This window comes from Pigmentiphaga aceris (assembly GCF_008119665.1).
Classification (GTDB): domain Bacteria; phylum Pseudomonadota; class Gammaproteobacteria; order Burkholderiales; family Burkholderiaceae_B; genus Pigmentiphaga; species Pigmentiphaga aceris.
Genome location: NZ_CP043046.1, coordinates 2,988,244 through 3,010,108 on the forward strand (window position 1 = coordinate 2,988,244; position 21,865 = coordinate 3,010,108).

Below are 21,865 nucleotides of genomic sequence, written 5' to 3' on the forward strand. Positions count from 1 at the left end.
TTTTTGTCCCTTTGTGTTGATGATGGGACTGTATGGCTCAGGCTTCAAGCGCACACTCCGGGTCTTGCGGTCAAATTCCAGGTCGGGTTTCTGGGCGCATCAGCCCAATGCCCGCACAAGCCTCAACCCGCTTTTCGAAACGTGATGTTGATGCGTTTCTCGCCCAGCACCGGGTGACTGGCTGGTTTCAAGGGCAGCACGCCGTGAAAACGTAGCCGATCCACGCCACCCCAGACCACGACATCGCCGTGTTGTAGCGGCACGCGTTGCGCCTTGTCGCTGCGGGCATGGCCGCCGAACTGGAAGATGGCGGGTATTCCAAGTGACACCGAGACAATCGGCCATGCAAAGTCTTGTTCGTTGCGATCCTGATGCAAGGACATGCGCGTACCTGGCAGATAACGATTGATCAGACAGGCATCGGGTACGAAATCTGGGAAGCCGGCGCGGTCGGCGGCATCGTGAGCCAATTGCAGGAATACGTCGGGCATGGGCGGCCAGTCGCGTCCGGTTTCAGGGTCATGGCGGCCATAACGATAGCCTCGGCGATCTGAAATCCACCCCAAGTCGCCACAATTGCTGAGTGCGACCGACATGGTGAAGCCCCCAGGCGTGACCATGTGCCGAAAAGCTGCCTGCGCCACGATGTCGTCCAGGGCGGGCAGCATCGCGGCCACGTGGGGCAAGGCAAAGCCGCGCAAAACCCAGGCTTGTTCGCCCAGGCGCTCGTCGGCCTGCGCAACAGGGGCAAGATCGCCAAAAAGGTCAAAAGTCATGGATGAAACCTTAGCAGGGCTGAAGTTATAGCCTGTGCAGGCAACGGTTATGCGGTAACGCTTATACGGCAATGAGCATGCGGGAGCGAACATCCTGCCATGACGCCAGCGTTGCTTTGACACTGCGTGACCGGCAGCAAGTCTTGAATCCAACCCCTGACCTAATCACTACGGAAATCACGTGGCATCGTGAAAAATGATGCCCAGCGTATGCCGCTGGCCGCTGCGTAATGCGCTGACTCCGTGACGCAATGTCACCCGGTAGCTGCCTCGCGTGCCATTCACCGGTCGATTATTCACGGCAAACGCCACCGCATCGCCCTGACGCAAGGGTACGACCATGACACGCGACTGTGCCCTGGGGCGCTGTTCGGTCAATACGAACTCACCGCCGGTAAAGTCCTCATCCGGTTCCGATAACAGCACTGCTACCTGAATCGGAAACACGTTTTCTCCGTACAGATCCTGGTGCAGACAGTTGTAGTCACCTTTGCGATATCGCAAGATCAAAGGCGTTGGCCGTTGCTGCCCCGCATCATGGCAGCGCCGGATGAAATCAGCATGCTGAGCCGGACACCGCACATCAAGCCGCATCGCGTCGTTCCAGTGATTGGCAATCCCAACGAGTCTGGCGTAGAGCTCGTGGCGCAAATCTGCGATAAGCGACGGCAGGGGATACGAAAAATACTTGTATTCACCTTGGCCAAAACCGTAGCGACCCATATCGATGCGGCTGCGGTAAATCGCTTCATCGTCGTAAGCGGCAGCGATGGTCTGGCAGGTTTCGCGGTCAAGCAAACTGGGCAGAATCGCGTGGCCCTGGGTGTGCAACGCGTCTTCCATGCCAGCCCAATCCTGACTTTCGACGCGCGTTTTTGCAAACCTTGCGGTTTCAATAGGGGAGTGCGGAGCGTTCATCAAGCTTCCTGGCAAAGTTGCGCAACATGCCAGTCTAGGTAAGCGGGGGTGCGATACACACTCCGAGTCTTGCGGCCGAATTCCCGCCAGACCCGGATGCCTGGCACCGCCCCCGCATACCCTGCATTACGCCGCCACTGATACCGGCGGGTCCATCAGCTTTTCCAGCGTAATGGGCAACTGACGCACGCGTTTACCCGTCGCGTGATAAACCGCATTGGCCACTGCGGCAGCCAGCCCCGTCGTGCCAATTTCTCCGATACCGCGTGCACCAAATTCGTTCAAGCCATAGTCCGGGTAGTCGAGCAGGATCACGTCGATCTCGGGCTGGTCAGCATGCACGGGAACGACATATTCGGCATAGTTGTTATTGACCGGCAGGCCAGTTCGTTCGTCGTATTCCGTTGCCTCGAACAAGGCCATGCCAATTGCCATGACCACTGCACCTTCCACCTGGTTGGCGGCGGTTTTGCTGTTGATGATGCGGCCAACGTCGATGGCGCTGACCACGCGGCTGACGCGCAGGCGCGAAATGCCAGCGTCCCAGCGTACTTCCACAAAGTGGGCACCAAAGGATCGGAAAGACAGCTTGTCATTGGTGTTGGCGTCGGTATGCGCCTCGGCTTCGGCGGCGGCCACTTTCTGCGACTTCAGCACCTCGCCAAAATCCACGCTTTGCTTGCCATCGGTCAGTTTCCCGCCTTCAAGCTTCAAGGTATCTGGCTTGGCTTTGGCAAACGGGCTATCTGCGCCTGCCGCAATCACCTTCAACTGGTCGATGGCGTCGCGAGTCGCCTTGGCCACCGCCGGCAACACGCTGGCCGTGGCCCACGATCCGCCAGACACCGGGCCTGCTGGGAAGCTGGCGTCGCCTAATCTGACCTTGATGCGCTCAAGCGGAACGCCCGTGACCGCGCTGACCGCTTGCGCCACGATGGTGTAGGTGCCTGTACCGATGTCCTGCACGCCGCACGTGACCTCGATCGTGCCGTCGGCGCGCAAGCCTACGCGTGCGTCGGCAGGCGTGCGGAAGGCCTCCCAGTTGCAGGCTGCCATGCCGTAGCCGATGACTTCCGAGCCCTCGCGCATGGATCCGACTTCGGGCAGGCGTTTGTCCCAGCCGAACTTGGCGGCCCCACGATCGTAGGCTTCCAGCAGATGATTGCTGGACCACGGCAGCTTCTGGCTTTCATCCATTTCCGCGAAGTTGCGTTTACGGAACTCAAGCGGGTCCAGGTTTGCTGCCAGTGCCATTTCATCGATGGCGGATTCCAGCGCAAACAGTCCGGGCGCAGCACCCGGTGCGCGCATGGAAGTCGGTGTGCCGTGATTCACCTCAGTAGTGCTGTGGCTGACCAGCACGTTCGGGCAAACGTACAGTCCTTGCGTAACGCCGCCGCAAGTCTCGGTGTACTGATCGATGAAGGACGTGGTGTTGATCGATTCATGCCGCACCGAACTCAGCTTGCCGCCTGCATCGGTAGCCAGGCGCATGTGCTGCCGGGTTTCGGGCCGGTGGCCAGTGGTGGTGAACATCTGCATGCGCGGTATGACCAACTGCACCGGACGGCCGACTTCACGTGCGGCGGCACTGGCTGCAATGGCGTGCGGCCACGCCCACAGCTTGCTGCCGAAACCCGAGCCGATGAAGGGTGCTTCCACATTGACCCGGTCAGGGGTCACGCCAAACACCCGTGCCAAGGTCGCGCGGTGCACCACCACACCTTGCGTCGATTCGTAGACGTGCAGCTTGCCATCTTTCCAACTGGCAACAGTGGCATGCATTTCCATCGGGTTGTGGGTCTCGACCGGCGTGCCGTAGGTGGCATCTACCTTCAGTGCGGCTTGGTCGAAGGCTTCCGCGGCGTTGCCGCGCTCGTGACCCGATCCGGCTTTTTTCACGCCGTGGGCTTTTACGGCTTGATCAAGGTTGGCGATGACCGTACCAGCTTCGTAGCTGACCTTGACAGCGTAGGCGGCTGCGCGTGCCTGCTCGAAGGTCTCGGCCACCACCAACGCGACAAACTGGCCCGCGTGGCTGACCTTGTCATCCTCGAAAGGCAGGCGATGTTCGTCGACCACGGCAGCGTCCAGCTTGCTGGTGGGCGAATCTTTGGTCTTGGGAACCCGGTAGAGGTTCGAGAAATGGCCGCGATGAAAGATATCGATCACGCCCGGCAGTTTGCGCGCGGCATCTGTGTCGATCTTGCTGATGCGGCCGCTGGCAACCGTGCTGAAAACGCCATAGGCGTAGGCCATGCCTTCAAGATGATGGTCAGCGGCGTACTTGGCCGCGCCCGTGACCTTCAGGCGGCCGTCTACACGACGCGTGGCGGCGCCGATTGCCGAGCGGTCTGCGTTTGCTTGGGAAGTGTTGTCTGACATTGTGTTCTCCAGGGTTCAGGCGACCAATGTCGACAGGTTGCGCACGATGGCCTGCTGGCCCAGCGGAATCTTGTAGGCGTTGTGCTTTTGCGGAACGGCCGCGCGGAAAGCGATGGCTGCTGCCTGCTCGATGTGTTCTTGGGTGGCCGTCTGGCCGAGCAACGCGGCTTCTGCTTCCGTGGCACGCCAGGGTTTGGTACCCACGCCACCAAGCGCGATCCGAATCTCGCGGATCACCTGACCTTCACGCACCACGATGATCGCGCTCGATGCCAGCGCAAACTGGTATGAGGCGCGATCACGCAGCTTCAGGTAGGCAGACTTGCTGCCCGCCAGCGGGGCGGCGAGCGTGACATGGGTGATCAGTTCATCGGCAGCCAGCGCGTGTTCCTTCCACGGCGTCTGGCCGGGCAGCAGGTGGAAATCGAGAAAATCGATGTCACGCGTGCCGCGCGGGCCTTGCACCTGAATCGTGGCTCCGATGGCGGCCATGGCCACACACATATCCGAGGGATGCGAGGCAATACAGGCGTCACTGGTGCCCAGTACCGCGTGCACCGCGCGGTTATGGCCGTCGATCGCTGCACAGCCCGAGCCAGGTTCGCGCTTGTTGCAGGCCGACACGCCATCGCGGAAATAATTGCAGCGTACGCGCTGCATGATGTTGCCAGCCGTGGTGGCCTTGTTGCGCAGCTGCGTGCTGGCACCTGCCAACAGCGCCTGCGACAACACCGGGTAACGCGACACCACGTTCCGGTCATGGGCAACGGCAGTATTGCTGGCCAATGCACCGATTCGCATCCGTCCATCGGCGAGCACTTCAATGCCATCCAGCCCTTTGATGCGCATGATGTCCACCAGCGCGGGTGGCTGCATCACATCGATCTTCAGCAGATCCAGCAGGGTAGTTCCACCGGCGAGAAAGGCTGCGTGCGCTTGCGTGGCTTTCAGACTGGCATCTTGCGGACCATCGGATGTTGCGGCCTGTTTGGTGTTGTCGGCCTGCAGTACAGCACGGGCGTGCGTGGCGACAGCCTGGTCGATGCTGTCTGCGCGGGAGTAGGTGAAGTTACGCATCAGGCAGCGCTCCCGATCTTGCCGCGTGCAGCCTGAACCGCCGCGAGGATGTTCTTGTATGCGCCGCAGCGGCAGATGTTGCCGCTCATGGCTTCGCGCACGCTGGCGTCATCCGTGCCGATACGGGCGTCTTTCAGCAACGCGCAGGCGCTCATCATCTGGCCGGGTGTGCAGTAGCCGCACTGATAGGCGTCGTGTTCCCAGAAGGCTTCCTGAATCGGATGCAAGGTGCCGTCTTGTTCCAGGCCTTCGATGGTGGTGATTTCATCGCCTTCATGGCTGACGGCCAAGGAAAGACAGGAATTCACGGCAGTGCCGTTCACGTGCAGGGTGCAGGCCCCGCATTGGCCGTGGTCACAGCCTTTTTTGGTGCCAGTCAGGTGAAGCCGGTCACGCACGACATCCAGCAACACGGCATTCGGCGGCACATTCACCGTCACCGCACGACCGTTGACTTTCAGGTTGACGGGCACTGTTCCGTCAGCAGGGGCAGCTTGGTTCGATCCAGGCTCTACCTTGGTCGGTGCCTCTGCGTGAACCGGTGCGTTGACCACGGGAATCATGCCCAGGCCGGTCGCAGCCAACCCCGAACCACCCATGGATTTCAGGAAATTGCGCCGTGCGGTCGGACAGGTAGCCACGGTTGCGGCGTCTAGGGTGGGCTTGGGAAGCGGGGTCTTCGATCCGTTGTGGTGGCTGGGTTGGTCTTTCATGAGAAGCCTCGGCGCGGGAGCGGAATTTGCAGAAGCTCTCGCCTCAGCAAGTCATGGACCCGGCCATGCCTGGGTCTGGTCCTGTTTTGTATTCCCGCAACGGTAGAATTTCGTCATGCGGCCCTCTGATTCTTGTATTGCTGGTATCGATTTCTTGGCCTCCTCTGAGCAGGTGGCGCAACAGCTGATTGGCGTGACAGTACTGATCGACGGCGTGGGCGGGCGAATTGTCGAGACCGAGGCCTACGACCGGGAAGACCCCGCATCGCATAGCTTTTCCGGCCCGACTGCGCGCAATGCCGCCATGTTCGGGCCACCGGGACGGCTATATGTGTACCGGTCCTACGGTATTCACTGGTGCATGAACTTTGTGTGTCGCGAGCAAGGACACGGTGCAGGGGTACTGATCCGTGCGATTGAACCGACGCATGGCCTGGATGCCATGCGCGCACGGCGTGGGCTGTCTGATGCGCGACTGTTATGCAGTGGGCCGGGGCGGGTAGGGCAGGCGCTGGCGATCGATCACGGATTCAACGGACAACCGCTGGATCAGCCACCGCTTCAGTTGCTTGCTGCCGACGGGCCGGTGGCAGTGGTGACAGGGCCGCGTATCGGCATCTCGAAAGCGGCCGATGTTCCCTGGCGATTCGGCTTGGCGCAGTCGAAGTTCTGGAGCAAGCGGTTTTGAAAGCTTGGCGGGACGTCAGGCCTGGCTGTCGCATCTGACGCGCATCGATCAATGTGCGCTTTAACGTCTGCCTGGACGCCTGACCACATTAACGCTTGAACCGCGCCCGCAGCGTTCGGATGCCTGCACTGCTTGCCAACACCATGATCGTCAATCCGTAGCCATAGGTGGCATAGGTCAGCCCGATCGTGCTTGCGGCCAGCCCGGCGAGCATGGCGGGCAGGCTCATGGCCAGGTAGCTCAGGGTATAGAACACGGCCAGCAGGCCGGCGCGTTCGTGCGGCGCAGCCAGGGGCATGATGCTGCGCATTGCGCCCAGAAATCCCGAGCCGAAGCCGATACCAGCCAGCAGAGTGCCACCGAACAATACCAGTGCCTGGCCCAAGGCCACGCCAATCAAGGTGGTGCCAATGCCCGTTACCATCATTACCGATGACAGGCTCAGCGATATGCGTGGATCACGATTGCGCAAGATCAGAATGACCAGCCCTGCGCTCAAAGTCAGCGCGCAGACCAGCAATCCACCGATGATGGGGGTGTCGATATGCGTCACACTGCGTGCCAGCGATGGCCCCAGCGACATGTAGAACCCACCCGTCATCCACAAGGACGCGTTGAGCGGCATGACTTTCCACATTCCCTGACTGGCGTGTCGGGCCACCCGAAGATCAGGCCGCAAGGAGCCCCAGGCACCCGGGCGGCGTGTGACGGTTTCCGGCATGAAGTACGCCGCGATGCCGAGCGACACCAGCGTGACCAGCAGCAAGGCGTAGCTCAGATGCATGGGCAAGGGCGCGTACTGCACGAGCAGACTGGTACCCAATGCGCCGATCGCCATGCCGACCATCGGCGCAATGCTGTTGACCACCGAGCCCTTGACGCGATCGACGTCCAGCAAGGCGGCACCCAATGCGGTGGTAGCGGCTCCGGTGGCAATGCCCTGAACCACGCGCGCCAGGATCAGCCCGCCGATGTCTTGAGCACTCAAAAACAGTACCAACGCCAGCGCTTCAACCATCATTGCGCCCAGCACCACGGGACGACGTCCTACGTGGTCTGACAAGGAGCCAACGATCAACAGCGATGCCAGCAGGCCGAAGGCGTAGACGGCGAACGCCACGGTCAGCATCAAGGGTGAAAAGCCCCAGGCGTCCCGGTACACGCCATAAAGCGGCGTGGGTGCGGCAGACGCGGACACGTAGGTGAACAGAATGCTGGTCAACAGGACAAACGTGACTCGGGGACTGAGCGTGCTTGACGTGTTGCCGTGGCTGGCAAGAGAGGAAGACGGCATGAGGCGGTTTGCTGGAGACGGCGAAACTGGCTTGGTCAATGGCGCTTGAGACGTGTGGTCAGGCGGCAATGATCAAAAAAGCGCTGGCCAAAAAAAACGCTAAAGCAAAAAATTTGCGTTAGTGCATTGGCGGATTGTGCGCCTGTCCATTTCTTAAAGCAAATTCTTTGCGTTAACATCCTCGCATGACGAGCAAAAATACAGTGGACAAGGGCGTGGCTGATAGCGATCTGACTGACGACGCGCTGGTCGACACAAGCTTGGTCAATAAAGACCTGACGGATAAAGACGCCGTCAACAAAGACTCGACCAACAAAGGCGCGGGCAGCAAAGAAACTATCCGCCCGGGTGGCCGCAGCGCACGGGTTCAGGCCTCGGTGCATCGCGCAGTGCGTGATTTGCTTGCCGAGCGTGCCCGCGCGGACGTCACGGTCCCTCTGATTGCCGCCCGCGCCGGCGTCACGCCGTCCACCATCTACCGACGCTGGGGCGATCTGCCCGAACTGCTGGCTGACGTGGCGGTGGCACGCATGCGCCCCGATTCGCCGCCGGCCGACACAGGCAGCCTGCGTGGCGACTTGCATGCCTGGGTAGAGCAGTACGTGGAAGAGATGTCGTCTGCGCCCGGTCGCGCCATGTTGCGTGACACCTTGGCCAGCAGCGTGCCCGACGCTTTGCCGATCCAGTGTGCAAGCTTCACTGCCGACACCATGGAGTTGATGCTGGCGCGCGCTCGGATCCGGGGCGAAAACGTACCTACGGCCAACACCTTGGTGGATGGCGTAGTGGCCCCGCTGGTGTACCGCTTGTTGTTCAGCACCCAGCCCCCGGGCCTGGACTATGCGCGAGGACTGGTCGACGCCGCCTTGAAGTAAATGGCGGGTCCTTGCTTAAGTTGCGCCGTCATTCGTTGCGCCGTCATTCGCTGAGCACCCGCATGCCACGCTGCACGGCAGGCCGATTGCCCACGCGTTCCAGCCACTGCTGTACCGCAGGCACTTCGTCCCAGGTCGAACCCAGCAGTTCTTCCATCATGGTCGCGGCGGCCATCATCCAGGGGTAGGCAGCAATGTCGGCGATCGTATAGTCGTCACCCGCCAGGTAAGGCATTTCGCCAATCGACAGACGACGTTCCATTACCTGCAACAGCCGATCAGCTTCTTCGGTAAACCGCTCGACCGCATCGGGTGAGCTTTCGCGGGCACGCAACGCAAAATAGCCAAGTTGCCCCAGCATCGGTCCCAGGCTGCCGACCTGCCAGTGCAACCATTCCAAGGCGCGATAGCGCGCATGGCCGCTGGTTGCAAGAAACTGGCCGCTTTTCTCTGCCAGATAGGTCAGGATCGCGCCGCTTTCGAACACGCTCAACGGGCCGCCTTCGGCATCATGGTCCACGATGGCCGGAATCTTGTTATTGGGCGAGATGACCAGGAACTCCGGCGCAAACTGCTGTTTCTTGTTCAGGTTCACCGGCTTGACCTCGTACTTCCAGCCCAGTTCTTCAAGCATGATCGGCACTTTGCGGCCGTTTGGGGTGGTCCAGGTGTGTACGGTAATCATGGCTGACTCCTCGCGTGGTGGCGGGGCGCTGCGTGTCGCGCCGGGGATGAGGCGTGCGGACGTGACGTGCGGTGGGGCGTAAAAGAGCGCGAAGGCAAAAGACAAGCAAAAGCGTCCTAGCTTGGCGCAATCGTGTTTACCGAACATGCGCTTGCTACCGGTGCTTACGAACGTTACCGGGCGGCCAAACGGTTGATGGGCAACGAAGTCGAACAGCGTCTTCAGGCCGATCTGGCCCTATGGACGATGGGACGCCAATCACATCCCGCTATATATTTAGTGCGCGGCTATCGGTTTTGCTCTTGCTTAAGTGGATCAGGCCACCACATGAAGGCACGGGCCGAATTCCTTATTGAATTCTTCGATTCCCCCGCAACCGCTATTCAGTAACCCGCCTGCGGCATGTTGCCGCCAGGCCCATCACCGGAAGTCACAACCAGAGACTGTCATGACCCGCAAAACTCCCATCGAGCGATATCGAAACATCGGCATCAGCGCCCACATCGACGCTGGCAAAACCACGACCACCGAGCGCATCCTTTTCTACACTGGCGTGAGCCACAAGATTGGGGAAGTGCACGAAGGCGCGGCAACGATGGATTGGATGGAGCAAGAGCAGGAACGCGGCATCACGATCACCTCGGCAGCCACCACCTGCTTCTGGAAGGGCATGGCGGGCGACCGTGCGGAACACCGCATCAACATCATCGACACGCCGGGACACGTGGACTTCACGATTGAAGTCGAACGGTCCATGCGCGTGCTCGACGGTGCGGTCATGGTCTATGACTCGGTGGGCGGCGTGCAGCCGCAGTCGGAAACCGTCTGGCGTCAGGCCAACAAGTACAAAGTGCCGCGTGTGGCCTTTGTCAACAAGATGGACCGCATGGGCGCAGACTTCTTCCGCGTGCAGCGCCAGATTGGCGACCGCCTGAAAGGCGTGGCCGTGCCCTTGCAGATTCCGATCGGTGCCGAGGAAGGTTTCCGTGGCGTGATCGACCTCGTCAAGATGAAGGGCATCGTGTGGGATGAAGAATCCCAGGGCGTGAAGTTCGAGTACATCGACATTCCGTCGGAATTGCAGGCGACTGCCGAGGAGTGGCGCGAAAAGCTGGTGGAAGCGGCTGCCGACGCGAATGAGTCGCTGATGGAAAAGTACCTGGGCGGCGAGACGATCTCGGAATCCGAGATCATGGCCGCGATTCGCCAGCGCACCGTCGCCAATGAAATCGTGCCGATGTTGTGTGGCAGCGCGTTCAAGAACAAGGGCGTGCAAGCCATGCTCGACGCGGTGATCGACTACCTGCCGTCCCCCATCGACGTGCCCGCCATCATGGGCCACTCGATGGACGACGAGGAAATCGAGCGCCACCCGAGCGATGACGAGCCGTTCTCGGCCTTGGCTTTCAAGATCATGACGGACCCGTTCGTGGGACAGCTGATCTTCTTCCGTGTGTATTCGGGTGTGGTCAATGGTGGCGACACGGTCTACAACCCGGTCAAGGGCAAACGCGAACGCCTGGGCCGCATTTTGCAGATGCATGCCAACGAACGCAGCGAGATCAAGGAAGTGCGCGCCGGTGACATCGCTGCTGCCGTGGGCTTGAAGGATGCGACCACGGGTGACACCTTGTGTGACCCGAATCACATCATCGTGCTGGAACGCATGGTGTTCCCGGAACCGGTGATTTCGCAGGCGGTGGAACCGAAGACCAAGGCTGACCAGGAAAAGATGGGCATTGCGCTGAATCGCCTGGCGCAGGAAGACCCGTCGTTCCGCGTGGCGACCGATCAGGAGTCTGGCCAGACCATCATTTCCGGCATGGGCGAGCTGCACCTGGAAATTCTGGTTGACCGCATGCGTCGTGAGTTCAACGTGGAGGCCACGGTGGGCAAGCCGCAGGTGGCCTACCGCGAAACTATCAAGCAAGCTGTGATGGATGTGGAAGGCAAGTTCGTGAAGCAGTCGGGCGGGCGAGGCCAGTATGGTCATGCGGTCATCAACCTGGAGCCTCAGCCTTCGGGCAAGGGGTATGAGTTTGTTGATGCCATCAAGGGTGGCGTGGTGCCGCGCGAGTACATTCCGGCGGTCGACAAGGGTATTCAGGAGACGCTGAAGTCGGGCGTGCTGGCTGGGTATCCGGTGGTGGATGTGAAGGCCACGCTGGTGTTCGGGTCTTACCATGATGTGGATTCGAACGAGAATGCGTTCCGTATGGCGGGTTCGATGGCGTTCAAGGAAGCGATGCGCCGTGCGAAGCCGATCTTGCTGGAACCCATGATGAGCGTGGAGGTGGAGACGCCGGAGGATTTCATGGGCAATGTGATGGGTGACTTGTCGTCGCGCCGTGGCATTGTGCTGGGCATGGAGGACATTGCGGGCGGTGGCGGCAAGCAGGTGCATGCCGAGGTGCCGTTGTCTGAGATGTTCGGCTATTCGACGACGTTGCGTTCGTTGACGCAGGGTCGGGCGACTTACACCATGGAGTTCAAGCGCTACGCTGAGGCGCCTGCGAACGTGGTGGAGAAGATCGTCAAGAAGTAAGGTTGGGTTGAAAGGGGGCAGTTGGCCAGATGTGTCGACTGCCCTTTTTTATTGTTCGTTCTTATTGCCGTTTTTCTGGTGGCTGGTTGTGTTCTTCTGCCAGTCGCGGGTGTCGGGGGCGCGTCGCCTGCCCCGCTGGACTTTCGCGTCGGGACTCCCGCCCTCCACGTCGTCCAGAAGGGCAGCCGCCACGCCCCCGACACCCGCGCCTTCAGAACTGCTTTGGTTAAAAGCTAATCCCGCCTGTGGGCGTGCCGTGATTTTCTGGCTGCCATGTGCTGGATGCGGTTCTCGGCATGCGGTGGCAACCGTCCTTAATCGCCAAACGGCTGGCCTTCGGGACTGGCTGGCTAGGTCGCCACGAAGCGAGTCAGCGGCTCACGGCTCGGGCTGTTCTTAACGGGCCTTTTACGGCAGCGCCACGCAACGAAGTCACGCGTCTGCTTGGTGGTGGGGTGACTTGGAAGCGGGTGGCCGCGCACCAGGTAATGCGACGAAAAGGCGGGGCGCTGAAGATTGGCGCTTTGGAGGCCGTGCATTGAACGTTCGGGGCGATAGAGAACGTTCGAAGCGGTGAAGAGCGTTCGGACCGATGAAGAACGGCGATGAGTGGCGGTAGCGCTGATGCTGCCAGGCGTTCCAAAAAGCCTTCAAACGTCCGTTGAACGCGCCGAGCTGCCGACGCCCTGGCGGTGTTGCTATCGCCGCATGGCAAGCGCCTCACCAACACGCAGCACAAGTGTCTTTACGCAAATCAGCCGCCAGCGCCACGATCGTCGCTGCCGCTCTCCGCATGCCGTAACGCGGCGGCCACCCGCTTCGGTGTCACCCCACCACCAAGCAGACGCGCGACTTCGTTAAGTGGCGCTGCCGTAAAAGGCAACTGAAGAACCCACCGAATCGAGAGCCGGAGAAACCGCTTCGTGGCGACCTGGCCAGCCAGTCCCGAAGGCCAGCCGCGTGGCAATCAAGAACGGTGGCCAACAAATGCCGAGAACCGTATCCAGCACCAAGCAGCAAGCAAAACGGCAAACGCCCAAAGGCGGGATTCGCTTTTAACCAAAGCCGTTTTGAAGGCGTGGGTGGTGGGGCCGGCTTGGCTGCCCTTCTGGACGAGGTGGAGGGCGGAGACCCGACGCCTAGGTCAAGCGGGGCAGACGAGCCGGCCCCACTACCCGCGACTGGCAGAAGAACAACCACACCGTCACAAGCCAAGCAGCTATCGATCAGGGACTTACCGGAATCCCACGCACATCCGCACCGCGACGTGACATTCCCAGCTTGCACACCAACAGTCCCAGCGCAGCGACACCGCTCAAGGCGACAAAGGCCGTGTGATAACCGTAGTGCTGCGCCAAAAACCCCGCAAGTGCCGGACTCAACGCAGCCCCAACGCCTTGCACCGCCATCACCGCCCCCAGGCCCACATTCACGTGCCCGCTGCCACGCAGAATTTGCGCCACCAACCCCGGCAGCGCAACGCCCATCAACCCGGCACCCACGCCATCCAGAATTTGCACCGGAATCAGCGCCCACGGCGAATTCCAGTAGCCGGCAATTACGCCACGCACAGGCAACGCAAGCAACGCGACGATCACCAGAATCCAATAACCATGCTTGGGCGCAAGTCTGCCCGCCAACAACGCCATCGGAATCATCACCAATTGAGCCACGATAATCGTGGCAGCAGTAAATGCGCTGGGGTCCGCCATGCCCTGCGACACAATGGACTGGCCCAACAACGGCAACATGGCGGCATTGCCCAGGTGGAACAGCAGCATCGTGACGGCCAACAACTGCAAAGGGGCGGAGCCGGTCAACACGCGGAAGGTGGATGCGGCCGGCTTGTCGTGCGTGTGTTGAGTGGTGGGCTTGGCTGAGTGGCTGTCGACCGTGCTGTTTTCGCCTGCGCCGCTTGTGCTGTCACGACCTGTACTGTCACGGCGCGTACTGTCATTACCCTTGCTCCCGCTGCCCGTACCTGCACGGTCAATACCGGCACTGTTCTCATCCGCACCTTGCTGAACAACGGCAACCTCCAATCCCCGCGCGACATCATGGTCGATGTCTTGCGGCCGGATCTTGGCGATGCAGAACAAGGCACCTACCGTCATCAAGGCCATCAGCACGAACACGGCGGGCAGGCCCCAGTAGTAGCCAGCCAAACCTGCCAGCGCCGCTGACGCCACGTTGCCCGCATGGTTCCAGGCCTCGTTGATACCCAACTGATGGGCCAGGCGGTCTTGTCCGACAATGCCCAGCGTGATGCCCATGACCGCAGGGCCGATGATCGCGCCGACCAGCGCGGTACCGATCTGCGACGTGGCCGTCACCCAAAAGGACGAGGAAAGCAGCAAGGCCATGGTGCCGGCAATCAGCAGTACTGCGCTTAATACCAGCAGCAGGCGCTTGGATCGCGACGCGTCGATCAGTGCGCCCATGGGCGCAATGGCCAGCATGGCTGCGATGCCGCCGATGGTCATCACGTAGCCGATGTCATCGGCCTGCCAGCCGTGGCCCAACAGGAACACGCCAAGAAAAGGTCCCAGCCCGTCGCGCACGTCGGCTAGAAAGAAATTCAGTCCGGGCAGCCAGGCGGCCGAGCGCGAACGTGTCTGCGCAGTTGTCATGGTGACCTCTGGGTGAAACCGTGCCTGAATGAACGTGGGAAGGGCAAAAAACGCTTGGCTAAAGAACGCTTGGCCAACTCGTCCGCGCTCCCGCAAGCCCTTAGCTGAACGGGCCTTTGAATACGAAGAACGCGCCCACGCAGATGAACGCAAAGCCCACCAAGTGGTTCATGGTGAGTTGCTCGCCCAGGTACACGACCGAGAAGATCGAAAACACCACCAGGGTGATGACTTCCTGCATGGTCTTCAGCTCGGCGGCGCTGTAGACGCCGTGGCCGATGCGGTTGGCTGGCACGGCAAAGCAATATTCGGCCAGTGCGATCATCCAGCTGGCCAGGATCACGACGTACAAGGGCTTGTTCTCGAACTTCAGGTGGCCATACCAGGCGATCGTCATGAAGGCGTTCGAGATGATCAGCAGAACAATGGGCAGAACTTTGGGTGACATGGGTGGGGCTTCGGTAGTGGCGTCGATAGGGGCTTCGGTGATGTCGACACAATCGTGTGCGGGTGGCTGCGCAACGCGAGTGATCGCGGGACGGGACGCAAATCAAGTTGCGATCAGAATGCAAGTCAGCACGCGATCAAGGCGCGCGGTTGTACAGCGGTTGAAGCGCAGACAGACGCGTGCCGATGCTGATGACTTCCAGCGATGTGCCGTAGCCGTTGCGTGTGCCCAGCCCGGCTGCGGCAAAAGGCTCGCCTGGGCGCAAGGTGACGGGCACTGTGTCAGGCGAGAAGCGGGCGATGCTGCCGTCGGTCAAGATGACGCCGTTGGCTTCACCTCGACGGTCCACCAGCACCTTGTCGATATAGCCTTCCACACGTTGTTCCTGCAGTTTTTGCGCACGCAGATGGGGTGGAAGCGGTCGGGCGGCCCCTGCAGCAGGGGGCTGGTCATACACGGTCTGTGCCGTGGCGATGTTGATGATGGCATCAGCCTTGACGATGCCGGGGGCATCCAGCCGGCCAACGATGCGCACGGTCTGGCCCGGTTGGGCGATGCGAAGCAGCTCGTCGGCCAGGTGCGGCGGGAATTTCACGATGGTGCCGTCGGCCAGTCGCAGTCCGTCGATTTCTCCGAACGGATTGATGAGCATGCGTTTGACTTCGCTTTGCGCAAGCGGACGGGCCATGGCGTCGGCGTCGAGTGCCGAGGCAGCGGGCGGCTCAACCGCAAATGAAGGCGTGAAGGGCGGCGGGGGCGCAAGGGGTGGAGCAACCGCCGACGACGGGGAGGTCGGCGCCGCCGCTGGCGGGGTTGCCTGGGCATTCAGCACACAGAAACCAAGCCCCAGGCTGATGCTGACGCTTAACCCGAGGGCTGCTGCACTGACTGTGAGTGCGTTGGACATGAAAGCTCCTTGAAGGAAAAGCGGGCACGTGTCAGGTGAGTGCTTTCCTTCAATGCAAGCCTTATGCCAATCTGAAATATCAATAAAATCAGATGCTTACGGCGCAGTGGTGACTGTTTTTCGATAAAAGTGTCCGGGCTGGATACAGCCGAGTGTCACGAGATCGGACAGTGTGCGTGATTGACCCTGGATTGGATGTCGATTTGCCGTAGCGCGGGACGCGGCAGATTCAGGCGGGTCATGCGTTAACAGCCATCACATCGGAAGTCCATCAAGCCCGGCGTCACTCCAGCCCAAACTCCGCCAGCTTCCGATACAGCTGCTGACGCGACAGCCCCAGCCTGCGGGCGGCGTCGGCACGGTTGCCGGTGGCAGACGCCAGGGCACGTACGATCATCTCCCGTTCGACATAGGCCACGGCTACAGCCATGCTGCCGTCCCAGTTGATATCGGGTTGGGCAACAGCCGCCGCATTGGTCTGCAAGTCGATATTTTCTACGTCAATGATCTGGCCCTGGCTCAAAATCGCCGCGCGTTCCATGGCATTGCGCAATTCGCGGACATTGCCGGGCCACGTGTGGCCCACCAGCAAACGTGCGGCGGCAGGCGTCAAGCGTTTGGGTACGTCGCCGCCGATCAGACGCAGAAAGTGTTCGGCCAGTTGCAGCACATCGCCAAGTCGGTCGCGTAGTGGGGGCAAGACCACGGGCACGACTTGAAGGCGATACCAGAGGTCTTCTCTGAAGCGACCTTCCTTCACCGCAGCGGGCAGGTCGTGGTGGGTGGCTGCGACGATGCGCACATCGACGGATACCACCTGGCTCGCACCAACCGGCGTCAACTCACGTTCTTGCAGCACACGCAGAATCTTGGCCTGGGTGGGCAGGGGCATGTCGCCGATTTCGTCCAGGAACAAGGTGCCACCTTGGGCCTCGCGGAAGCGCCCGATGCGCTCGCCCAGTGCCCCGGTGAATGCACCTTTGACGTGACCGAAAAGCTCGCTTTCCATCAGCTCTGAAGGAATGGCGGCGCAATTGACTGCCACAAAGGGCTTGTCCGCCCGGGGGCTGTTGCGATGCAGGGCGCGCGCTACCAACTCTTTGCCGGTACCGGTTTCACCCAATACCAGCACCGTTGCTTCGCTGCCCGCGGCAAGGCCGATGCGCTTGAACACCTGGCGCATGGCCTCGCTGCTGCTGACCAGCTCATGGGGGTCGGCGGGCGCATTGTGGGCGTCATGACCCGCGGCAGGGTCTTTTTCTGCCTGAGAAATCGACCGCTGTTGCAGCGCGCGCGCCAAGGTTTCCAGCAAGGTGGCTCTGGCCACGGGTTTGGTCAGGTGATCGAACGCACCCAGGCGCATGGCCTCGATGGTGTTGCCGCCGCTGGCGTAGGCGGTCAGCATGATGCATGGAACCGGCGACACCGTTGACGCTTGCCGCAGGAAGGCCAGACCGTCTTCGCCGGGCATGCGCAGATCGACGATGGCCACATCGACGGCTTGTGTGCCAAGCAGGTGCAGCCCGGCCGGCGTGCTGTCTGCTTCCAGCACGACATGGTTCAAGTCGTGCAGCATGTCGGCCAAGCCGCCACGAAACGCGGCGTCATCATCAATGATCAGGATGCTGGCCACGGGAATTCCATATCGATTCGGGTTCCTGATGATTTGCTGGCCTTGGTTGCTTCACCCAAGGGCGGATCAGCCAAAAATTCATCCGTGTCCGCGTTTGTTGCCCGCGATGTGTCGGCCAGGCTCACACGGCCGCCATGCGCCTGCACGATCTCCCGCACCAGGGCCAAGCCCAGCCCGGTGCCGCCTGCACGTGCCGTAGTGAACGGCTCGAACAGGTTTTCGCGCAGGGCCTCGGGGATGCCCACGCCGTCGTCGGCCACCCACAGCAGCAGTGCGCCATTGGCCGTGCGCCGTGCACCGATTTCTATCGTGCCACCGTACGGCGTGTGTGCCAGCGCGTTCAGCAACAGGTTATCCAGCGCGCGGTCCATCTGCAGCGGGTCGAGCAGGGCAAGTGGCTGTGCATGTACCGCCGTTTCTTCGTCGATCTTCAGCACCATGCTGATGCCATGTTTGACCGCTGCGTCGGCATGGATCTGCACACGTTCTGCCAACCACAGACGCAGATCGAGCGGCTTGCGGTCCACGCGGAAAGGTTGGGTCAGCGCCAGCAAGCTGGACACCAGGCCCTCCAGCCGTTCCGTCTGGGACAGCACCGATTCCAGGGCACTGGCCACCCGCTTATCCCGTACTTCAAGCGGCGCTGCCAGTGCGTTTTCTGCCTTCATGCGCATGGTGGCCAGCGGGTTGCGTATCTCGTGAGCCAAGCCTGCCGAGATGCGGCCAAGCGTAGCCAGCCGTTCAGACTGTGCCAACTTGCCCGACAACTGCGCAGCATGCCGTCGCCAGCGCGCCAGCGTCCAGCCCAGCCAGGCACCCGACACGATCACTGAGCCCAGCAACAGCGTCATGGCGGTGGTCAGCTGGTTCACGACTTCAGCGCGGATCACCGAGACACGTTGCAAGGTCCAGGCAATCAGTGCCGTCTTGTCAGTTGCAGCATCGGGCAATGCGGCCCGGGTCGCGATCGTTGCGCCCGTATCCACGGGGCAGGCCGCAAACACCACCGCTTCGCGCAAGCCGGGGCGCACATCAATGGTCAGGCTCGCAGCGGCCTGCGCGCGCTGTGCAGTCGCACCGATGCGGTCAAGTTCGGCGGCAGGCGGGTCGCGTTTGATGCCACTGCCGTCATAGGTAGGGAAAGCATAGGCAACTACGCCCTGATCGGCTCGCCAGATACCGCCTTCCACCCCGGCTTGATCGCGCAGCGCAAGGTCGATCACCGCCTGTGCTGCCGATGGGGGAACCTCCCCGGCCGCGCCATAACCGGGCGCGGTCGCGGCGCGTACGCGTGCGGCACCGACGCGGATCGTCTCGCAACTGACCGCCGCCTGCTGACGGGCGTTTTCGATCTGTGCTGCCGCCCCTTGTTGGCTCAATTGCAGCATCAGCCAGGTCAGCAGCAGCGCCACGAAGGCGATTGAAATCCATAGCACCAGCAGATCGCGTTTAATGGTCTTTTGAAGCAACAGGGAATCTCCTGCGTTCTGCACGCGCTTGTGGTGATAAATGCGGTGATAAATGCGGCGTAAGGGTGGATGCCGGATGCTACTCCGTTGTGCCTGGGCTGACACCGTTGAAAAGCACACAACTAGATCGGGAAACGGTCGATGGTGTCTCGTACCTGCATCAGTACCGACCTGAGTTGCGCAGTCGGCAGCGAACTCAGGCCCAGCCGCAACGCATGGGGCGCGTGCCGGGTCGTTGCATAGGCCTGCGCCTTCGACACGGCAATGCCGCGCCTAGCCAAGGCCGTGGCGATGCGGTCCATGCGCAGATCTTCGGGCAAGTTCATCCACAAGAACATCGATGCCGGATGGGTAATGATGTCCATGCCCGCCAGCACCTCGCGGGCGATTGCCTGTCTGTCGAAGGCATCCTGGCGCAACATGGCTTCCTGGCGGGCCACGGTGCCATCTGCAATCCAGCGTGTGGCCATCGCGGTTAACAGACTGGGCATGCTCCAGTAGCTGGCGCGGATTGCCGACTTGATTCGACCCGCACACGCGTCGGGTGCCACGACAAAGCCGAAACGCAGGCCGCTGGCCAAGCTTTTCGACAGGCTGGACACGTAGACCGTGCGTTCAGGCGCAAGCGTGGCCAACGCGGGCGGTGCCGGGTCGACCAGGAAAGCGTAGGACGCGTCTTCGATCAGCAGGCAGTCATGTTGGCGGGCAATGCCTACCAGGCGTTGCCGTTGTTCGGTGCTCAACACCCAACCCAGCGGATTCTGCAGGGTGGGCATGGTGTAGATGGCGCGTATCCGGTGCTGACGGCAGATGTTCTCCAGCGCGTTGAGATCAGGGCCATCGGGGTGACCGGGTATCGGCTGCAAGTGCAGGCGCAGGTGTTCGGCCAGCATCCGAAAGCCGGGGTAGGTCAGGGCGTCTACGGCGACCTTGTCATGCGGTTCAAGCAAGGCGCGGGCGACGATGTCCAAGCCCTGTTGTGCGCCATTGACCAGAAAGACGTGGCGCTCGTCCGCGTCAATGCCACGTTGGGATGTCAGAAAATCAGCCACGATCTGCCGTTCGTGGCGGCGTCCGCCAGGGGGCTGCTGACGCATCAGCGTGGCCAGGTCACCCGATGCCGCCAAGTTTCGCAACATGGTTCGCAGCAAGTCTGCCTGTCCGGGCCAGGTGGGATGATTGAAAGACAGGTCTGTGGTGTTGGCGTTCAGCCGCGCTTCGTCGCTGCTGTCCCATTCCCGCTGCGCAGGCCGGTCGCGCACAAAGGTGCCGCGCCCGGTTTCGCCCACCACCATCCCCATCGCCTTCAACTGCGCGTATACCTTGCTGGCCGAGGCAATGGCCATGCCGTGGATCGCCGCCAACTGCCGATGCGTAGGCAGCGCCGTACCGGGCGCAAGCTTTCCGCCTTGAATATCGGCAGCCAATTGATCGACTACATAAGCGACGGATGTGCTGGGCATCGGTGTCACTAGGACAATTTTTTGATTGTCCTAGTCTATGCGATCAGACTTGGTGGCATCAATCCCACCGGGAGTTCACATGCATCACCCCGTTTCTTCGTTGCCGGTACTGGCCTATCTGCAAGCCCAGTTAGCGGGGACGCTTGCGGAAGACGCCGCGACCCACCTGCGCTATCCCACTGCCATTTCGCAGTTGCTGGGGTTTCGTATCGTTGCCGTTGGTGAAGCCACGGCTGAACTTGAACTGGACGCCGACGCGGGGCGTCACGGCAATCAGCAGGGCACGGTGCACGGCGGTTTGTTGTGTGAACTGGCCGATGCTGCCATTGGCACGGCCCATTCCACGCTGATGCAGGCAGACCAGAGCTTCACCAGTATTGATCTGAAAGCCACTTTCCTGCGGCCGGTGTGGCGATCGCGATTAAGGGCGCGGGCCTGGGCGGAGCATCGCGGGCGAACGGTCAGCCACTATCAGTGCGAAATTCGCCGGGAAGATCACAAGGTTGTTGCCCGTATCGCCAGCGCGGTGATGACACTTTACGGGGACCATGCGCAAGGGCGTTGAGACGTAAAAAGGGGATGCGCGTAATACGGCATCCCCGTTTTTTGACGAAGCTCAGCTATTGCATGACTTCGGGCTAAGCAGCCCGTTTCACTCAACGCGGCCCGGTTTCAGGCTCGGAAATGGGCGATTCCGGCGTCAGATCGGGGTTGGTCGACGCGCTGGCCACGCCATTGCGGTTGGCCATCCACGCAATCAGCGACGAACGCATGGCTTCTTCCACCGACATGTCGATCGGATGCACCCATTCCGTGGGCACAAACACGGTGTAACCGCCAATCATGTAGCCCATGGGCAGATACACCGCCACGCGGCCGCCCGGCAGGAAGCCTGGCGGAAGGCCTTCGGTGCCATGACGCGTGATCAGGCCGACGATTTCCATCTCGTCACCAGGCTTGCGCAGAATGACCACTTGCTGGCCCTGGCCCTGTTTGGCTCCCGGCGAGAAATAGTCAGCGAAGCTTTTCAGCGACGAATAGACGCTTTTGATCACCGGAATGCTGGTGAAAGGGCGTTCGGCAATCGACAGCGCCTGGCGTACGCGGCGTTTGGACACCAGGTAGCCGATGCCGACAATGCCAAGAATGCCCAGGGCCAGACCCATGCCGGGCACGTAGAAGTCGCCAATGAAGGGGCGAACCATCGCAATTGCGATGGATTCGGTCCACATCAGGAAGATGGCCAGCAGGTAAACCGTCAGCGCCACCGGCAAAATGGTGATCAGGCCGCGGAAAAAATAGATGTACAAGCGCTTCATGAAGAAACTCGCTCCTAAATACGTTGGTAAGCAAGCGTTT

At 61.1% G+C, this 21,865-nt stretch carries 18 protein-coding genes; 4 read left to right on the top strand and 14 right to left on the bottom strand.

Annotation, left to right across the window (positions count from 1 at the left end; all coding sequences use genetic code 11):
- Window positions 1-122: 122 nt before the first annotated feature.
- The 5 genes from alkB to FXN63_RS13045 all read right to left on the bottom strand — a co-directional run bounded on the left by alkB (window position 123) and on the right by FXN63_RS13045 (window position 5,869).
- Window positions 123-776, bottom strand: coding sequence for a DNA oxidative demethylase AlkB (gene alkB / locus FXN63_RS13025; RefSeq protein WP_148815464.1), 654 nt, complete (start codon window positions 774-776; stop codon window positions 123-125).
- A gap of 177 nt (window positions 777-953) precedes the next feature.
- Window positions 954-1,694, bottom strand: coding sequence for a 2OG-Fe(II) oxygenase (locus FXN63_RS13030; protein WP_148815466.1), 741 nt, complete (start codon window positions 1,692-1,694; stop codon window positions 954-956).
- 126 nt (window positions 1,695-1,820) lie between these two features.
- Window positions 1,821-4,079 carry a xanthine dehydrogenase family protein molybdopterin-binding subunit gene (locus FXN63_RS13035; protein ID WP_148815468.1) on the bottom strand — a complete coding sequence of 753 codons (2,259 nt, stop codon included), beginning with the start codon at window positions 4,077-4,079 and terminating at the stop codon, window positions 1,821-1,823.
- Window positions 4,080-4,094: 15 nt separating this feature from the next.
- Window positions 4,095-5,156 carry an FAD binding domain-containing protein gene (locus FXN63_RS13040; RefSeq protein ID WP_148815470.1) on the bottom strand — a complete coding sequence of 354 codons (1,062 nt, stop codon included), beginning with the start codon at window positions 5,154-5,156 and terminating at the stop codon, window positions 4,095-4,097.
- A complete protein-coding gene (locus FXN63_RS13045) occupies window positions 5,156-5,869 on the bottom strand; it encodes a (2Fe-2S)-binding protein (protein WP_148815472.1) in 714 nt (237 codons plus the stop codon). The genes FXN63_RS13040 and FXN63_RS13045 overlap by 1 nt, the downstream gene beginning before the upstream one ends.
- 115 nt (window positions 5,870-5,984) lie before the next feature.
- Between FXN63_RS13045 and FXN63_RS13050 the strand changes: the two genes are divergently transcribed.
- Window positions 5,985-6,557, top strand: coding sequence for a DNA-3-methyladenine glycosylase (locus FXN63_RS13050; protein ID WP_148815474.1), 573 nt, complete (start codon window positions 5,985-5,987; stop codon window positions 6,555-6,557).
- Between the two features lie 88 nt (window positions 6,558-6,645).
- Here FXN63_RS13050 and FXN63_RS13055 read toward each other — a convergent pair whose 3' ends face one another.
- On the bottom strand, window positions 6,646-7,851 hold the full coding sequence (locus tag FXN63_RS13055) for an MFS transporter (protein WP_148815476.1): 1,206 nt from the start codon (window positions 7,849-7,851) through the stop codon (window positions 6,646-6,648).
- Between the two features lie 215 nt (window positions 7,852-8,066).
- Here FXN63_RS13055 and FXN63_RS13060 point away from each other — a divergent pair, with 215 nt between their 5' ends.
- Window positions 8,067-8,726: a TetR/AcrR family transcriptional regulator gene (locus FXN63_RS13060; RefSeq protein WP_342791262.1), complete on the top strand. Its 660-nt coding sequence runs from the start codon at window positions 8,067-8,069 to the stop codon at window positions 8,724-8,726.
- Window positions 8,727-8,769: 43 nt separating this feature from the next.
- Here FXN63_RS13060 and FXN63_RS13065 read toward each other — a convergent pair whose 3' ends face one another.
- Complete coding sequence (locus FXN63_RS13065; protein WP_148815480.1) at window positions 8,770-9,411, bottom strand: glutathione S-transferase family protein; 642 nt, start codon at window positions 9,409-9,411, stop codon at window positions 8,770-8,772.
- A gap of 448 nt (window positions 9,412-9,859) precedes the next feature.
- Here FXN63_RS13065 and fusA point away from each other — a divergent pair, with 448 nt between their 5' ends.
- Window positions 9,860-11,956 (top strand): elongation factor G, encoded by a 2,097-nt coding sequence (gene fusA / locus FXN63_RS13070; protein ID WP_148815482.1) that lies wholly within the window; start codon window positions 9,860-9,862, stop codon window positions 11,954-11,956.
- A 1,226-nt stretch (window positions 11,957-13,182) separates the two neighbouring features.
- Here fusA and FXN63_RS13075 read toward each other — a convergent pair.
- From FXN63_RS13075 to FXN63_RS13100, 6 genes are all read right to left on the bottom strand, one after another.
- Window positions 13,183-14,586, bottom strand: a complete 1,404-nt coding sequence (locus FXN63_RS13075) for an MFS transporter (RefSeq protein WP_148815484.1) — start codon at window positions 14,584-14,586, stop codon at window positions 13,183-13,185.
- Window positions 14,587-14,686: 100 nt separating this feature from the next.
- Window positions 14,687-15,034 carry a DMT family protein gene (locus tag FXN63_RS13080; RefSeq protein WP_148815486.1) on the bottom strand — a complete coding sequence of 116 codons (348 nt, stop codon included), beginning with the start codon at window positions 15,032-15,034 and terminating at the stop codon, window positions 14,687-14,689.
- A 136-nt stretch (window positions 15,035-15,170) separates the two neighbouring features.
- The gene (locus FXN63_RS13085; protein WP_246165129.1) at window positions 15,171-15,941 is read right to left on the bottom strand and encodes a hypothetical protein; all 771 of its coding nucleotides are present in this window, start codon (window positions 15,939-15,941) and stop codon (window positions 15,171-15,173) included.
- A gap of 283 nt (window positions 15,942-16,224) precedes the next feature.
- Window positions 16,225-17,574 (bottom strand): sigma-54-dependent transcriptional regulator, encoded by a 1,350-nt coding sequence (locus FXN63_RS13090; RefSeq protein ID WP_148815488.1) that lies wholly within the window; start codon window positions 17,572-17,574, stop codon window positions 16,225-16,227.
- Entirely contained in the window at window positions 17,559-19,043 is a 1,485-nt protein-coding gene (locus FXN63_RS13095) for a sensor histidine kinase (RefSeq protein WP_246165130.1), read from the bottom strand. The genes FXN63_RS13090 and FXN63_RS13095 overlap by 16 nt, the downstream gene beginning before the upstream one ends.
- Window positions 19,044-19,165: 122 nt before the next feature.
- The gene (locus tag FXN63_RS13100; RefSeq protein WP_148815490.1) at window positions 19,166-20,506 is read right to left on the bottom strand and encodes an aminotransferase-like domain-containing protein; all 1,341 of its coding nucleotides are present in this window, start codon (window positions 20,504-20,506) and stop codon (window positions 19,166-19,168) included.
- Between the two features lie 79 nt (window positions 20,507-20,585).
- On the opposite strand from FXN63_RS13100, the gene FXN63_RS13105 reads away from it, so the two are divergent.
- The gene (locus tag FXN63_RS13105; RefSeq protein WP_148815492.1) at window positions 20,586-21,071 is read left to right on the top strand and encodes a PaaI family thioesterase; all 486 of its coding nucleotides are present in this window, start codon (window positions 20,586-20,588) and stop codon (window positions 21,069-21,071) included.
- 91 nt (window positions 21,072-21,162) lie between these two features.
- On the opposite strand, the gene FXN63_RS13110 is transcribed toward FXN63_RS13105, so the two are convergent.
- The gene (locus FXN63_RS13110; protein ID WP_148815494.1) at window positions 21,163-21,825 is read right to left on the bottom strand and encodes a DUF502 domain-containing protein; all 663 of its coding nucleotides are present in this window, start codon (window positions 21,823-21,825) and stop codon (window positions 21,163-21,165) included.
- Window positions 21,826-21,865 lie beyond the last annotated feature (40 nt).

What these genes read in the sequence shown, in the direction of transcription:
- alkB (WP_148815464.1), bottom strand. Translation starts at nt 776, where the DNA reads ATGACTTTTGACCTTTTTGGCGATCTTGCCCCTGTTGCGCAGGCCGAC.
- FXN63_RS13030 (WP_148815466.1), bottom strand. Translation starts at nt 1,694, where the DNA reads ATGAACGCTCCGCACTCCCCTATTGAAACCGCAAGGTTTGCAAAAACG.
- FXN63_RS13035 (WP_148815468.1), bottom strand. Translation starts at nt 4,079, where the DNA reads ATGTCAGACAACACTTCCCAAGCAAACGCAGACCGCTCGGCAATCGGC.
- FXN63_RS13040 (WP_148815470.1), bottom strand. Translation starts at nt 5,156, where the DNA reads ATGCGTAACTTCACCTACTCCCGCGCAGACAGCATCGACCAGGCTGTC.
- FXN63_RS13045 (WP_148815472.1), bottom strand. Translation starts at nt 5,869, where the DNA reads ATGAAAGACCAACCCAGCCACCACAACGGATCGAAGACCCCGCTTCCC.
- FXN63_RS13050 (WP_148815474.1), top strand. Translation starts at nt 5,985, where the DNA reads ATGCGGCCCTCTGATTCTTGTATTGCTGGTATCGATTTCTTGGCCTCC.
- FXN63_RS13055 (WP_148815476.1), bottom strand. Translation starts at nt 7,851, where the DNA reads ATGCCGTCTTCCTCTCTTGCCAGCCACGGCAACACGTCAAGCACGCTC.
- FXN63_RS13065 (WP_148815480.1), bottom strand. Translation starts at nt 9,411, where the DNA reads ATGATTACCGTACACACCTGGACCACCCCAAACGGCCGCAAAGTGCCG.
- fusA (WP_148815482.1), top strand. Translation starts at nt 9,860, where the DNA reads ATGACCCGCAAAACTCCCATCGAGCGATATCGAAACATCGGCATCAGC.
- FXN63_RS13075 (WP_148815484.1), bottom strand. Translation starts at nt 14,586, where the DNA reads ATGACAACTGCGCAGACACGTTCGCGCTCGGCCGCCTGGCTGCCCGGA.
- FXN63_RS13080 (WP_148815486.1), bottom strand. Translation starts at nt 15,034, where the DNA reads ATGTCACCCAAAGTTCTGCCCATTGTTCTGCTGATCATCTCGAACGCC.
- FXN63_RS13085 (WP_246165129.1), bottom strand. Translation starts at nt 15,941, where the DNA reads ATGTCCAACGCACTCACAGTCAGTGCAGCAGCCCTCGGGTTAAGCGTC.
- FXN63_RS13100 (WP_148815490.1), bottom strand. Translation starts at nt 20,506, where the DNA reads ATGCCCAGCACATCCGTCGCTTATGTAGTCGATCAATTGGCTGCCGAT.
- FXN63_RS13105 (WP_148815492.1), top strand. Translation starts at nt 20,586, where the DNA reads ATGCATCACCCCGTTTCTTCGTTGCCGGTACTGGCCTATCTGCAAGCC.
- FXN63_RS13110 (WP_148815494.1), bottom strand. Translation starts at nt 21,825, where the DNA reads ATGAAGCGCTTGTACATCTATTTTTTCCGCGGCCTGATCACCATTTTG.